Raw genomic sequence first — 14,440 nt, forward strand, 5'->3', positions numbered from 1 at the left:
ATCACAATGAGCAAAAGAGACTATTACGAAGTACTGGGTGTGTCAAAATCTGCGTCTGCAGATGAGATCAAAAAAGCATACCGCAAGGTGGCTATGCAATTTCACCCTGACCGCAATCCCGGCGATAAAGCTGCGGAAGAAAAGTTCAAGGAAGCGGCGGAAGCCTATGAAGTTCTGAGTGACTCCGACAAGAAAGCGCAGTATGACCGGTTTGGTCATGCCGGTGTTGGAGGAGCCGGAGGCCGCGGTGGCTTCAATGGAGGCAATATGAATATGGATGATATCTTCAGCCAGTTTGGAGATATTTTCGGCGATGATGTATTTGGCAGTTTCTTCGGTGGCGGGCAACGCCGTGGCGGCGGTCAGCGCCCGAGAGGCGTTCGTGGCAGCAACCTTCGTGTAAAACTGAAGCTTACTTACGAAGAGATCGCGAAAGGCGTGACCAAGAATATCAAAGTAAAAAAATACGTTTCCTGTAATGTCTGCAGCGGAAGCGGAGCAAAAGATAAAGGCAGTGTGCAAAGCTGTCAGACCTGTGGCGGAAGTGGTCAGGTAAGAAAAGTGCAGAATACTTTCCTTGGCCAGATGCAAACTGTAAGTACCTGCCCTACCTGTAACGGCGAAGGCAGCACCATCACGGCCAAATGCGGCAACTGTAAAGGTGAAGGAAGAGTATTTGCGGAAGAGACAGTGAGCATTGATATCCCGGCAGGCGTCGCAGAAGGCATGCAGCTGAGTGTTAGCGGCAGAGGAAATGCAGGCGAAAGAGGTGGTATGAATGGCGATCTGATCGTTGTGATCGAAGAAGAACAACATAAGGAACTGCAACGCCAGGATCTGAACGTGGCGTTTGATCTGCATATATCTTTCCCGGAAGCAGCATTTGGTATCCAGGTAGAAGTGCCCACCATCGATGGCAGAGCAAAGATCAAGATACCCCCCGGTACCCAGAGCGGCAAAGTATTCCGGTTGAAAGGAAAAGGATTTCCTGCGGTGAACTCATACGAGAAAGGCGATCAGCTCATACACGTGAATGTGTGGACGCCACAGACAATGACAGCAGAAGAGAAATCGATGCTGGAGAAATTATCACAATCAGAAAATTTCAAGCCCCAGCCAGATAAGAATGAAAAGAGCTTCTTTGATAAAGTGAGGGAGATATTTTCATAAAGAGATGAAGAAAAGGCCGCAGTTTTTACTGCGGCCTTTTTTATGGTGTGGGTTGCCAAAGGCGGGGTTAGGTTGTTGGGCAAGGTGTTTTTTTCGACGGGGGAGCGTCGAGGGCTCCTTTTAGTTTTTTGCCGGAGGGGCAAGGGCTCTTGTTTTCGACGGGAGGTCGAAAGACTCTGTTTACATTGCCGGACGGGCAAGGGCGCTTTTATTTCGACGGGGAGGTCGAAGACTCCGTTTACTTTTTTTGCCTTGATGCAAAAAAAGTAACAAAAAAAGATCAAGGCTACGCGCAAATAGCCAGCCCCGCACTCGATGCGGGGGCTAAAAATTATGGGCTGCACCTGGCACTAAAATAAACTCGCCGGAGGAGGGTTTTGGAATTGAGTGGCGTGTTGGCTCAGACAATATTTTAGCGCCCTCGCCTTCGGCTCGTCGGTTACGCCCATAATTTTCTTAACGCCATTTGCGCTAGGCCGCCGCTCTTAAAGCAGGCAGGATGCCTTTACATAAATGTTGCCTAACGGTTCTTGCAAGTTTTGTTTTCTGTTGTCAGGAATAGCAACGCGTCAATTTGTGATAGCGCAACGGAGATACAACGAATATTCCTCGCAACCGATCTTCCTTGTTTAGGAGACTCTGTTTACATTTTTTTGCCGGAGGGGCAAGGGCCTTTTTTTCGACGGGAGTCGAAGACTCTGTTTACTTTTTTTGCCTTGATGCAAAAAAAGTAACAAAAAAAGATCAAGGCTACGCGCAAATAGCCAGCCCCGCACTCGATGCGGGGGCTAAAAATTATGGGCTGCTCCTGGCACTAAAATAAACTCGCCGGAGGAGGATTTGGGGTTGATTGGCGTGTTGGCTCAGACAATATTTTAGCGCCCTCGCCTTCGGCTCGTCGGTTACGCCCATATTTTTTTAACGCCATTTGCGCTAGGCCGCCGCTCTTAAAGCGGGCAGAAGGCCTCGACAGGATTGTAACCATACGGTTCTGGCAGGTTTTCTGTTCTCTTATTACAAACGTATAGAATAGAAAGAGTACCATTTTCAAATTATGAAACAGCTACTGAGTTATAACGAATATTCCTCGCAACCGAATCCTCCTCTCTCAACGCCCCCGGCCTTGGAAAAAATGGCGTTAAGAAAATGGGAGGCTGGCACCGTCTGAGCCACACCGCAGGCGTGCGAAGGCGCCAAAAAACTGTCTGAGCCAGCACGCCAATCAATCCCAAACACTCCTCCGGCGAGTTTTTTTTGGTGCAGGTGACATCCTCCCATTTTTAGCCATTTTTTCCCAGCCTTGATCTTTTTTTGTTACTTTTTTTGCATCAAGGCAAAAAAAGTAAACGGAGTCTTCGACCTCCCGTCGAAAAAAAGAGGCGTTGCCCCTCCGGCAAAAAAAGTAAACGGAGTCTTCGAGGCAACCCCTCGAAAAAAAAGTGCCCTTGCCCCTCCTGCAAAAAAAGAGCCTTCGACGCTCCCGTCGAAACAAAACGCATTCAAAAAACGCTGCCGGGCTTCCGGCATTAAAAGACTTTTTGGCTGGCAGACACACTGCCCCGAACACCATAACACGCTCAATTTCCTAAACCCTGCAAAACTGTCACCCATTCCCGGCTTTTGGCATTTGGACGGATATTTGATAACACTAAACTATCTTAGCAAGAATTTAGTTGCTAAATTTAGTTGCTGAATCTCAAACAGCTAACACAACATTCATAAGCAAACAGACGATTTTATGAGTTTTAATTCAGAATTCGAGAAATACGCGGTAAAGCATCGCGGATTATCCAGTAATACCCTCAACAGCTACGCTAACCATCTCGTAACCGCTATGACCCCGAACATCATCGAAGAAAGACCGATGAACGTCGCCGTGATGGATGTTTACAGCCGTTTGATGATGGACCGTATCATTTTCCTGGGCTATCCTGTTAACGACGAAATAGCGAATATCATTACAGCGCAGCTATTGTTCCTCGACTCAACCGACCGCACGCGCGATATCAATATGTACATCAACAGCCCCGGTGGCAGCGTATACTCGGGCCTTGGCGTATATGACACCATGCAGTTTGTGGCGCCTGACGTATCAACCATCTGCATCGGCATGGCGGCTTCCATGGCTTGCGTTCTGCTCGGTGCGGGAACCAAGGGCAAAAGAGCAGCGCTGAAACATTCGCGCATCATGATGCACCAGCCGAGTGGCGCGATCGGCGGACAGGCAAGTGATATCGAGATCACCGTGAACGAGATCAGGAAACTGAAAAAAGAACTGTATGACGTAGTGAACTACCACACAGGCAAACCTATTGAGCAGATCGAAGCAGACTTCGACCGCGACAAGTGGATGACAGCAACAGAAGCGAAGGAATATGGCCTGGTAGATGAGGTATTGCTGACAAATCCACGGAAGGAAAAGAAAGACTAACACGAAACGCGAATAAGGCGCGAATGGCCGCGAATAGACGCGAATCTCGAATGGTGAACTATAATATTTGACAGACATTCAATAACATAATTTTTAATAAGATGAATCGGAATCATTTTTTATATAGCGATTGGAGGATGGATGATGAAGAAGAGGAGAAAGAAGAAACACCAAAGTCTGACATCATGATGTTCAGCAAAAGACTGGAAAAACATTTCTTTGATACCCGCAGCGTTTATCTGTGGGGCGTGGTGGACGATAAGAGCGCGAAGGACGTGGTGGCAAAATTGCTGCTGCTTGACGCTGATAAGCCAGGAGAAGAGATCAAATTCTATATCAACAGCCCCGGCGGCGTGGTCACAAGTGGCATGGTGATGTATGACACGATGCAGATGATCAAAAGCCCCGTGAGCACGATCTGTATGGGTCTTGCCGCATCGATGGGAAGCATTCTGCTGAGCGGTGGTAAGAAAGGCAAGCGCTTTATTTATCCAAGCGGCGAGGTGATGATCCACCAACCTTCACTCGGTGGTTATATCCGTGGTGTAAGCGCCGACCTGGAGATCCAGGCACGTCAGACAAAACGCGTAAAAGATATGGGTGCGAGAATTCTCGCAGACAATTGCGGGAAGACTGTAGAGCAGATTCTAAAGGACTTCGACCGCGATTACTGGATGGATGCGCAGGAAGCAATCGACTATGGCATCGTAGATAAGATCATTACGAAGCTGTAATCAGCTAAATATCAGAAGATTAAATAAGTTATAGGTAAAAACCGTCTTTCTCGGGACGGTTTTTTATTTTTGTAGTCTATTTCCGTACCGTATTTGAATCAATATCTAAGGGAAAAAACATGGCTAAAAACATTTTGCATTGCTCGTTTTGCGGACGCAGCCGTGATGAGGTTAAGATCCTGATTGCCGGCCAGGAGGGACATATCTGCGAAAACTGTGTGGAACACGCAAGGGAGATCATTGATCAGGAACTGATGGTGAGAGATGAGAAAGCGCCTAACAGCTCTTTCAAGCTCACGATCAAAAAGCCGATCGAGATCAAAAAATTCCTGGACGAATATGTGATCGGACAGGATGAAGCAAAGAAAGTACTTGCGGTTGCTGTATACAATCACTATAAACGTCTGCAGCAAAGACCTGCTGATGTCAACGCGGCAGCCGGTAATGAGATCGAAATTGAAAAAAGCAATATCATCATGGTGGGGGAAACCGGTACCGGTAAAACCCTGCTGGCGAAAAGTATCGCCCGGATGCTGAATGTGCCTTTCGCGATCGTAGATGCGACTGTATTTACAGAAGCGGGATATGTCGGTGAAGACGTAGAAAGCATTCTCACCCGGCTTCTCCAGGTTTGCAACTACGACGTAAATGCTGCTGAAAAAGGTATTGTATATATCGATGAGATCGATAAGATCGCACGCAAAGGAGACAATCCTTCTATTACGCGGGATGTGAGTGGAGAAGGCGTACAACAGGGTATGCTGAAGCTGCTGGAAGGTACAGACGTACTGGTTCCACCCCAGGGCGGAAGAAAACACCCGGAGCAAAAGCTCATCAAGATCAATACGCAGAACATCCTGTTCATCTGCGGTGGAGCATTTGACGGCATCGATAAGATCATTGCAAGAAGGGTTCAGACCAATACGATCGGGTTCAACGTAGACAAGACGCTGCAGGAAAACATGAAGAAGAACCTGCTTCGTTATGTCAACGCCACAGATCTGAAACAGTTTGGCCTTATTCCGGAATTGCTTGGCCGTCTGCCGGTGGTTACCCATCTCGACCCGCTTGACGCAGAAACGTTAAGAGCGATCCTGACCCAGCCAAAGAATGCGTTGATGAAACAGTACAAGAAATTGTTTGAACTGGAAGGCATCGATCTTACTATTGAAAATGATGTGCTGGATTTCATGGTAGAGCGTGCTGTTGAATACAAACTTGGCGCACGTGGCCTGAGAAGCATTTGCGAAGGCATCCTGACCGACGCAATGTTTGAACTGCCATCATCCAAGGAAACATCCTTTACACTCGACCTTGATTACGCAAAACGTAAATTTGATAAGAGCAAACTCAGTCTGCTGAAAGTAGCCTGACAAATTAAAAAGTAAAAATAACCTCGCTTAGGAACAGAGTTAACTCCGTCTTAAGCGAGGCTTTTTTTAATTTTTACTTTTGAATTTTGACTTCAAAAAATATTTCCAATTTAAAATCTCTTCTTATGCAGGAATTAATTGACAAACTGAAATCCGAAGCAGGCCTGACAGACGAGCAGGCTAAAAAAGCCATCGAATCTATCAAGAATTACGTCGTGGAAAAATTCCCAATGCTTGAAGGCGCTGTTGGTAGTCTTTTTGGCCAGGGATAATTAGCGGATATCTCTGCATTTCTTCCCTCTGGGGTTATTGGCGGCTTCGTAAGGAGACATTGCGCGGTTACATGCCTGTAATCCGAGAGTGATAATCAGAACCAGCAGGATAATGCGTGTTTTCATAGATACCAGATTGATTTGTCGCTAAAATAATATCTGAAAGTGAAACATGCATTAGGATTATCCTTGTGAAATATGCTTGCGGAGAATCGAAAGTTTACTACACTGACAGGATAGTTTTTTAACTCTATCTTCGTATGAAGTAAGGCAGAGAGTGCAGAGTCCCGCAAAGGAAGCGAAGACAATTTTAGCGTCCTTGGCGGGACTCTGCACTCTCTGCCTTACTCCTAAGCCTGAACTACTTAAGAATCTCTTCAATCTCAGCAAGCTCCTCCGCCTCAAATCCCGTATTCCGCATTGCCTCAAGATTATCATCCAGCTGCTTCACAGAGCTGGCGCCGATGAGTACACTTGTTACCCGCCTGTCTTTTAAAACCCAAGCCAATGCCATCTGAGCGAGTGATTGTCCTCTTCTGATCGCAATTTCATTCAGCTTTTTTACTTTTTCTATTTTGTCTCCCGTTACATCTCCAACCTGCAAGAATCCGTTTGGGTTGGCAGCCCTCGAATCTTCCGGGATGCCGTTTAAATACTTATTTGTCAGTAGTCCCTGCGCTAACGGAGAGAACGGAATACAACCCACACCATATTCTTCCAGTACATCCAGCAACCCTTCTTCCACCCAACGTACAAACATCGAATATTTGGGCTGATGGATCACACAGGGTGTTCCTAATTGCTTCAATACAGTAAAAGCTTCCTTTGACTGTTCTGCACTATAATTTGAGATCCCCACATACAAGGCTTTTCCAGAACGAACGGCGTGGTCCAGCGCCTGCATGGTTTCTTCAATCGGTGTATTAGGATCCGGGCGATGAGAATAGAAAATATCTACATACTCAAGATCCATTCTTTTCAGACTTTGATCAAGACTGGAAAGAAGATACTTGCGCGAACCCCAGTCGCCATATGCTCCAGGCCACATTGTATAACCCGCTTTGGAAGAAATGATCAATTCATCGCGCAGATAACCGCTAAAGTCCTTACGCAGTATTTTACTAAAATTCTCTTCTGCGGACCCCGGAGGGGGGCCGTAGTTATTAGCCAGGTCAAAGTGTGTAATGCCTTTATCGAACGCATGGCGGATGATAGCACGGCCGTTTTTAAAATCATCCACATCACCGAAGTTGTGCCACAAGCCAAGAGACACAGCAGGAAGTTTCAGACCGCTTTTACCGCAGTGATTGTATTGCATGTGATCGTATCGGGAGGAGGAAGGAGTGTAAGACATGATGGACTAATTTTGATACGCTAATTTCGCGAATTACGGGATACCATCAGCCTTTAAAGAAAGAAGAAGGATACTGCCATCCCTAACGGAGATGGCAAACCTAAATGCTCGTTAACGATTACCGGCTTACCCGTTTGCTTTTCCTGTAAGAGTTCGGTAGAAGTGAAACTGTCTCAATTGCATGTTACTTTATCATCGTTTGTTCATCAACGCTTCCATTGCCGCAGCCAGGTAAACAAAGGGCGCATTCCAGTTGATCGCAATTTCATTTGATGCATAAGAACAGGCTACATCTGTATACATGGTTTCTGCCTCGGTAAATCGGTATTCACATTTATCCTGTACTATGGCTTTCGAATTCGGTCCCCCGGCAAGTAAGCCTGGTACAGGCGCATCAATATCATCCGCCATTGATGGACGGTGATGGGGATGTTTCGTTGATTGCTTTCCAAAGCCGGTTAGAAATGAATAACCGGTCGCATTGCGGCCAAGTAAGTAATCCAGGTTGGCTAATGCGCCATGCAAATACTTTTCTTCGCCGCTTATGAAGTAAGCATTTACCAGTAACCAACCCTGGTTGGCGGCAACCGCGTTACTCCCCCAAATAAAATCTGTCTTTTTGCCCCCCATGGGCGTACAGAATGCATTGCGCTTTGAACCTTCGGTTAATTCATTTGCCAAACGAAGCACGAGTGCATGAACCGGTTGCGACATATCCTTTCCCAGCGGACGTTTTGACGCAAAGCGAATCAGGCTGAAGCTTCCCAGCATACCGACATCCGGCCATCCTGGCAATACGTTCACCGCATCACTGTATTTCTTTACCGCCTCTGCATAAAGATCTTTGCCCGTAGTGATGTACAATTCCACCCCGGCCCAATACCATTCATCTTTAAAAGAACGGTCGCCATATCCCCCAGTAGAGATCTCCGGTTTGAACGTTTTATTCATCAGGTCCTGGTTATAGGCAAGCGCAGGATTTTCGATCGACCAGTTCCAGGCTTTTATGGAAGCGGTAAGACAGCTGTCACTAAGACCGGGAAGCTGCTTTTTGTACTTTGCAAACACCCGGGATGCCTGCGCTGTTACTGCTGCAAAATCAAGAGTTGCCGCAGTTCCCTTTTGTACTACATATCTTGGCTTATTAGCCGCATCTGGCATGATAATACCATCAAATCCAGCATTTGTACACTTATTGTATACGCCTCCGTCATATGGATCCTGCATTGTCAGCATCCAGCGAAGATTGTACAACACCTCATCCAACAGATCCGGAATGCCATTTTTTGACTCGGGGATATTGGTAGAAAGCGAGTCGAAATAATCAGGAAAATCTTCATAGGCAGAAAGCAGTGTACCCATGGTGATACCAGAATTGACGATATACTTATTGTAATCACCGGCATCATACCAACCTCCAGGTGTAGAGATCACTGCCCCTTCCGGCCTTTTTGCAGTAGCGGCTGATGCATGTATAATTATTGAAGTATCGGGATGACCTGCCGGTCTTGCCCATATTCCCGCATACTGTTTATCCAGCGGCATTGATACCCGCTGAAAATAATATCCTTTAACTGCCGCTGCAGCAGCTTCGCGATGAATGGTTGGATCAACTGAGAAATAAGCAGGGCTATCAATTCCCGGCACAACGATCTTGTAATGACCCGGCTTCGTTAAGCCTGTGAATACAATCTCCTGGCATTGCAGCGAAGAATTAGAGGACGGTACAACGCCCTCCGGCTTTCCGGCACTCACCTCTTTTGCATCGGCGAGATTGACGATATAAAAACGTTCAGCTTTACCTCCCGTAACGATCGCCTTTTTGGGGCCGTTGGGATAAAAACCGATCTGATTGCATAAAACCGCCGGTTGCTGGGCTGAAACCTGCAGTAAACCAGTTATCAGTCCAACAAGAATGAGATAAGGTCTAAACATGTCCTTTATCGTTTTCAGGTGAAAGATAGGATCAGTAAACTGAAAACGATCATAATGAAAGCTTATTTTATACCCCTGATCTCACCATTTCATGAGTTCGCGCAGGAAAACGGTCAGCTCCCCCGCAATCTCCTGATGCTCTTCCAGGGAAGGATGTTCCCCGCAGCCCCTGCTATACCGTTTTGAAAAGAAGTACGTATGAACATTACTGTCTGCTTTATTCACCTCTTTCGTTATTGCTGCAAGATATTTCTTCAATACCGGCATGAGCTGATCGTTTGCCATCGGGCTCGTCAGACAGACGATCGTTGCCGAAGGATAGTGTTTGCGTAATGTCTTTATAAATAAAATATAGTTACTGCAGAAAGTTGCTGAGTCCTGGATGCCATCATTCTGGCCAAGGCAAACGGATACGACATCCGGCTGGTAGTTTGTAAAATTCCAGTCGACCGAATCGTCGCGCATATTTACTTTATCAAAAACCTGTGGCATGATCACTTTCATTTCACAACAACTGTGCATTAATCCTATACCTGAAACAGATGAAAGATGATATTGCGCGTTCATCGATCTTGCAGCAATCGCGCCATAGCTTTGGTATGCATTGTGCTGATCATACCAAACACCTTTGCCGCAGGGAATTTCAGATTCATCACTTCCCATTCCACTTGTAATGGAATTACCAATGAACTCGATCTTTCTTTTCATTGGAGGAGGAAGCGGCACTAGTTTCTGACAACTGATCCCGGCAAAGCGCATATAGCCGATACCGGCCTCCGTATTCTTGCAGAAAAAGACGCGATGAATTCCGGGGCCGGCATCTGTTGCAACGAGGATCGTATCCCGCTTTGTTTTCATTTGCAAGCGTTGCTCTTTCCCATCTACTACCAATTCGAAATAATTATGCGAATCACCCCATAGCATTTCATCCTCCAGGATCAGTATACAGCTATCGCCTTCAAATGCCCACTCAATGTATACCCCGGGCTGCCAGAACTTTGGTTTCAATTTATCAGAAAAATCAATTCTGCCTGTGTACCGGATCAGAGGATCATCTGCCTGGTAAAAGTTCAATGTGGAGTCTTTCTTCTTTCCGTCCCCGCATGCAGTCAAGGAGATATTTACAAAGACGCCACAGGCCATCAGCATTAATACACCCAAGCCCGTGATCAACCGATTATTCAGCATAGTTGAAAGATGCTTTTTTATCACCGATCATTAATTCGAATTCGCCGGGTTCTGTCACTGTTTTCAGTTGTGCGTTTACAAAAGACAGATCAGCCCGCGTGATGCTAAAACTCACTGCTTTGCTTTCTCCGGGTTTAAGTTCGATCTTTTCGAAGGCCCGTAATCTTTTCACACATGGCGTAATACTGGCGTAAAGATCCCGGCTGTAGAGTTCTACCGTATGCTTCCCCTGCCGATCGCCGGTATTAGTAATTGTAACAGATACAGTTATTGGCTGTGAGCCTTTCAACGTGGCTGCACTCAGTTTGATATCGCTGTAAGCAAAACTGGTATAGCTAAGCCCGTGACCAAACGGGAACAATGGATCATAACCATCCCAGGTAACATCCGAATTCAGGATCTCCCTTTTCTCTTCCGTGTGTTTGCGATCATACAAAACAATTTCGCCCATGCTCTTTGGATAGCTGAAGGGAAGTTTGCCGTCAGGATTGTAATCGCCGAACAAAACATCAGCAACAGCTTCAGCAGTCTTTCTTCCGCTCCAGTAAGCCATGAGAATGCCCTTTACAGATGGAGCCAGCTGAGTGATAAACAAAGGACGTCCCTCGGTCAGTATTAGAACAACAGGCTTACCGGTGTTGATGGCAGCTTTTACCAATTGGGACTGCTTCTCCGGCAATGCAAGATCGCGGGTATTGCCCGGGCTTTCAGCGTAGGCATTTTCGCCGATGCATAAAATGATTGCATCAGCATTCTGAGCTGACTGCTTCAGTGCTGTTGTATCATAATTTGACGCATGATCAAATCCTTTACCAGAAGAAGTGATCACATGATCAGCACCAAGCTTATCAGCGATCGCCTGAAGAATGGTTTTAGATCCTGCAGGATACCAGCGTTCGTCATTCCCCTGCCATGTATAACTCCAGCAACCGTTCAATGCACTGATGCTTTGTGCAGAAGGACCTGCGACAAGGACGCGTGCATTCTTTGAAAGTGGTAACGTATTGTTAGTATTCTGTAACAGGGTCATTGCCTCACGGGCTGATTGCAAAGCAACATCCTGGTAAGAAGGAGATCCGAATTTCGCAATAGCCGCTTTTTCCGGATAAGGATCATCAAATAACCCAGTTTTAAATTTCAGCAACAGGATCCTTCGTACGGCATCGTTTATTCTGGCAACCGGTACTTTTCCTTTTTTCACCGCTTCGATAAGCAGGTCATAAAAAGAATAATCAGAAGGAACCATGCTCATATCGATACCGGCATTTACCCCCATCGCCACTGCATCCATTGGCGTTGCCGCCACGCGATGAATGGTATGCAAACGAATAATATCTTCCCAATCCGTAACGATCAGGCCCTCGAATTTCAGTTCTTTACGCAACAGATCCGTGAGCAGGTATTTGCTTGCATGAACGGGAACGCCATTGATCTCACTTGAATTGATCATGATCGTTGAAGAACCGGCTTTGACCGCTGCGCGGAATTGTGGCAGATAGTATTCGCGCATTTCGATCTCCGGAAGATAGATCGGTGTTCTGTCTTTACCCGTTCGTGATGCAGAATATCCCAGAAAATGCTTCATGCAACTCGCCACAGAGGTTGTTTTTTTCAATCCATCTTCTTCATATGCACGGATAGCCGCGACACCCATTGTTGTACCGATGAATACATCTTCACCGTAGGTTTCCGCGAATCGCGACCATAGGGGTTGGCGTCCAATATCAAGGACCGGAGCAAAGTTCCATCTCACGCCGGACGCACGAAGTTCCGCCGCAGTGATTTTGCTGACGGCTGCTGTCAGTGAAGGATTACGCGTAGCTGCCATAGCTATATTCTGAGGAAACAATGTTGCATCAAGAGTATAGGTTTGTCCGTGGATGGCATCAAGCCCATAGATCACCGGGATCTTCAACCTTGTTTTCTTTGCTTCATCCTGGATCTGCGAAATCACCTGATGCCAGGTTGCAAGAGGCAGGGCATGTGCTGTTGTATTCAGGATGGAGCCTACATGATGGTCTGTTACTGCCTTTTTAACTTCAGCCGGATCAAGTGAACCGTCTTCATTTCCCCAGCCGCCTTTCGCGATCACCGCAAGCGTCACCTGCGTCATCTGGCCAACCTTTTCTTCGAGCGTCATACCCCGAAGAATGCTTTCGGTCTTTTGTATCTCCTGAGCGGTTTGAGCCTGTATTTTTAACAGGAGTAACAAAGACAACGCAGTAACAAAAATTCTTTTCATTGAAGAAGGTTTATGGTTTATCTACACAAAGAAATACGGCGGAACGCGATGGTATGCGAATGCGGATGCCCTTGTCGGTATTCGCTGCATTGGCTTTGATCGATGTATAATTTTCAGGGCCGCCGGAAGCATGCGTGGCTGTTACACCATTCACCAGTACCTTTCTTGAAAACTCACCATTATCCCCCGCTCCACTCAGCGTATACCAGTAGAATCTTTTTCCTGCCCTGAAATTCTTTATATCCAGCTCCATTATCTTATCAGATGTGGACTTGTTTATTAATACAACACCCAGCTCTCCGGAAGAAAAAGATGAAGCATACGAAGCGATCTCCGTTGAAGCTCCCGTGCCGGATGTAACCAAACGATCACCGAGGAACTGTTGAAAAAAATACATGTGATAAAAGACAGGTCGTGGATTCCATTTGGGCACACCATCCGGTTCATCCCCGTTATTGAACATGCCATGATCATTGCCATTCTCCCATGCATTTGCCAGGTCCCAACGGCAGGCCAGTCCATATTTATTCTGCAATAATTCTCCGATCACTAGATCAGCATGCAGTCCGTTGATATGAGAAACCTGCTGTTTGCTCCCCGCAGCAAAAATATTCCATTCATCCAATACAACCGGCTTTGCTGTAGCACCAGCCGTTTGAATAGCTTTTGAGATGAATTCGATATTCTTTTTCGTTTCAGTTGTTGCTGAATAAAGAATATCCGCAGCATTACTGTTTGCATTATATGGCGTGTAATAACTGTGTGCAACGTGGAAGTCAGGCGAATTATTGATAGCACCAAGCAATCCCGCGTTCCAGGTTGATTGGGTCGGCGTCGCCCATACCGGCGTTTCAGATTCGATCATCACGGCACCAATGCGGATGGTCTTCCCGATCTCAGTGGCCGCTTTGCGCATGGAGTCTGCGAATATTTTGAAATGTTGTCCATATAACTGACCCGTCAGGAATTCGGGTTGACCATCCTGGTTGCTTGCTTTATTGATCCGATAGCCCGCTTCCCAGTCGCCAAAATTTTCATTGCCGATCTCCCAGTATTTCGTACGGCCATTGTCATATCTTACCCAATCAGCAGCAAGATGGGCGGCGGCGGCAACGGGATTGGGCCCTGTTCCATATCGTGCATAGCCATAATTGATCGTAATGATCCCCTGGCTACCGGTCTGCTGTAACATGGCATAGTAATTATCCACCGACAAAGTCCAACCTGCTGTATTCTTTCCAAACCAGTAACCGGAAGGATTGCTTGCACCTGCTGCGTTCAGTAATGTAGCCGGAGCATCAGCGGGTGGATCAGCAGCATTCCTGTTCCAGAAAAAAATATCACTGATACTTCCCCCGGGAAAGCGGATAATATTCGGTTTAAGATTCTTCAGATGATTGATCAATGCCGGCTCGGTCACCATTTGCGTCATCCATGTGTTGGCATTGTTTCCAAATAGCGATCGTGATACTTTCGTAACGACATTACTGTAATCGATCGTGACGGTACCCGAGGATGCCGCGGGAATAGTTGTTTCGGTAAATGATGGAATGGTAAATGTCTTAGGCTGCCAGTCATCCATAAAAAAACCGATCGACCCGGCGAGTGGCGGATCAACCTGCGGTTTGATCTCCTGCGGCGGTTCAGAACCAGCGCCGCCAGCAGGAGGATCATTGTTCTTCTTACAAGCAATAAACATGGTCAACGAGATGACCAGTAAATTTATCTGTTTCATTAGCAT

The 14,440-nt window shown here is 46.5% G+C and carries 11 protein-coding genes; 5 read left to right on the top strand and 6 right to left on the bottom strand.

All coding sequences use genetic code 11. The annotated features are described in order from the left end of the window. Positions 1–6 precede the first annotated feature (6 nt). The 5 genes from dnaJ to LZZ85_RS08830 all read left to right on the top strand — a co-directional run bounded on the left by dnaJ (position 7) and on the right by LZZ85_RS08830 (position 5,980). Entirely contained in the window at positions 7–1,170 is a 1,164-nt protein-coding gene (gene dnaJ, locus LZZ85_RS08810) for a molecular chaperone DnaJ (RefSeq protein WP_237870724.1), read from the top strand. A gap of 1,738 nt (positions 1,171–2,908) precedes the next feature. Then, positions 2,909–3,601 (top strand): ClpP family protease, encoded by a 693-nt coding sequence (locus LZZ85_RS08815; protein ID WP_284698423.1) that lies wholly within the window; start codon positions 2,909–2,911, stop codon positions 3,599–3,601. A gap of 101 nt (positions 3,602–3,702) precedes the next feature. Further along, on the top strand, positions 3,703–4,335 hold the full coding sequence (locus LZZ85_RS08820; protein ID WP_237870725.1) for a ClpP family protease: 633 nt from the start codon (positions 3,703–3,705) through the stop codon (positions 4,333–4,335). Positions 4,336–4,454: 119 nt separating this feature from the next. Further along, positions 4,455–5,708 carry an ATP-dependent Clp protease ATP-binding subunit ClpX gene (gene clpX / locus LZZ85_RS08825; RefSeq protein WP_237870726.1) on the top strand — a complete coding sequence of 418 codons (1,254 nt, stop codon included), beginning with the start codon at positions 4,455–4,457 and terminating at the stop codon, positions 5,706–5,708. Between the two features lie 125 nt (positions 5,709–5,833). Next, positions 5,834–5,980, top strand: coding sequence for a hypothetical protein (locus tag LZZ85_RS08830; RefSeq protein WP_237870729.1), 147 nt, complete (start codon positions 5,834–5,836; stop codon positions 5,978–5,980). Here LZZ85_RS08830 and LZZ85_RS28400 read toward each other — a convergent pair whose 3' ends face one another. From LZZ85_RS28400 to LZZ85_RS08855, 6 genes are all read right to left on the bottom strand, one after another. Then, the gene (locus LZZ85_RS28400) at positions 5,981–6,106 is read right to left on the bottom strand and encodes a hypothetical protein (protein WP_255724025.1); all 126 of its coding nucleotides are present in this window, start codon (positions 6,104–6,106) and stop codon (positions 5,981–5,983) included. 235 nt (positions 6,107–6,341) lie between these two features. Further along, a complete protein-coding gene (gene mgrA / locus LZZ85_RS08835) occupies positions 6,342–7,334 on the bottom strand; it encodes an L-glyceraldehyde 3-phosphate reductase (RefSeq protein WP_237870731.1) in 993 nt (330 codons plus the stop codon). 192 nt (positions 7,335–7,526) lie between these two features. After that, on the bottom strand, positions 7,527–9,269 hold the full coding sequence (locus tag LZZ85_RS08840) for a glycoside hydrolase family 9 protein (RefSeq protein WP_237870733.1): 1,743 nt from the start codon (positions 9,267–9,269) through the stop codon (positions 7,527–7,529). An 81-nt stretch (positions 9,270–9,350) separates the two neighbouring features. Continuing rightward, on the bottom strand, positions 9,351–10,457 hold the full coding sequence (locus tag LZZ85_RS08845; protein WP_237870735.1) for an SGNH/GDSL hydrolase family protein: 1,107 nt from the start codon (positions 10,455–10,457) through the stop codon (positions 9,351–9,353). Further along, positions 10,447–12,699, bottom strand: coding sequence for a glycoside hydrolase family 3 N-terminal domain-containing protein (locus LZZ85_RS08850; RefSeq protein ID WP_237870737.1), 2,253 nt, complete (start codon positions 12,697–12,699; stop codon positions 10,447–10,449). The genes LZZ85_RS08845 and LZZ85_RS08850 overlap by 11 nt, the downstream gene beginning before the upstream one ends. Positions 12,700–12,709: 10 nt before the next feature. Further along, positions 12,710–14,434, bottom strand: a complete 1,725-nt coding sequence (locus LZZ85_RS08855; protein ID WP_237870739.1) for an alpha-L-arabinofuranosidase — start codon at positions 14,432–14,434, stop codon at positions 12,710–12,712. Between the last annotated feature and the right edge of the window lie 6 nt (positions 14,435–14,440).

The sequence above is a fragment of the Terrimonas ginsenosidimutans genome, from assembly GCF_022012415.1.
In the GTDB taxonomy this organism is placed as follows: domain Bacteria; phylum Bacteroidota; class Bacteroidia; order Chitinophagales; family Chitinophagaceae; genus Terrimonas_A; species Terrimonas_A ginsenosidimutans.

Bases quoted from the DNA above. Each gene is read 5' to 3' on its own strand.
- dnaJ (WP_237870724.1), top strand. From the start codon at position 7: ATGAGCAAAAGAGACTATTACGAAGTACTGGGTGTGTCAAAATCTGCG.
- LZZ85_RS08815 (WP_284698423.1), top strand. From the start codon at position 2,909: ATGAGTTTTAATTCAGAATTCGAGAAATACGCGGTAAAGCATCGCGGA.
- LZZ85_RS08820 (WP_237870725.1), top strand. From the start codon at position 3,703: ATGAATCGGAATCATTTTTTATATAGCGATTGGAGGATGGATGATGAA.
- clpX (WP_237870726.1), top strand. From the start codon at position 4,455: ATGGCTAAAAACATTTTGCATTGCTCGTTTTGCGGACGCAGCCGTGAT.
- LZZ85_RS08830 (WP_237870729.1), top strand. From the start codon at position 5,834: ATGCAGGAATTAATTGACAAACTGAAATCCGAAGCAGGCCTGACAGAC.
- LZZ85_RS28400 (WP_255724025.1), bottom strand. From the start codon at position 6,106: ATGAAAACACGCATTATCCTGCTGGTTCTGATTATCACTCTCGGATTA.
- mgrA (WP_237870731.1), bottom strand. From the start codon at position 7,334: ATGTCTTACACTCCTTCCTCCTCCCGATACGATCACATGCAATACAAT.
- LZZ85_RS08840 (WP_237870733.1), bottom strand. From the start codon at position 9,269: ATGTTTAGACCTTATCTCATTCTTGTTGGACTGATAACTGGTTTACTG.
- LZZ85_RS08845 (WP_237870735.1), bottom strand. From the start codon at position 10,457: ATGCTGAATAATCGGTTGATCACGGGCTTGGGTGTATTAATGCTGATG.
- LZZ85_RS08850 (WP_237870737.1), bottom strand. From the start codon at position 12,699: ATGAAAAGAATTTTTGTTACTGCGTTGTCTTTGTTACTCCTGTTAAAA.
- LZZ85_RS08855 (WP_237870739.1), bottom strand. From the start codon at position 14,434: ATGAAACAGATAAATTTACTGGTCATCTCGTTGACCATGTTTATTGCT.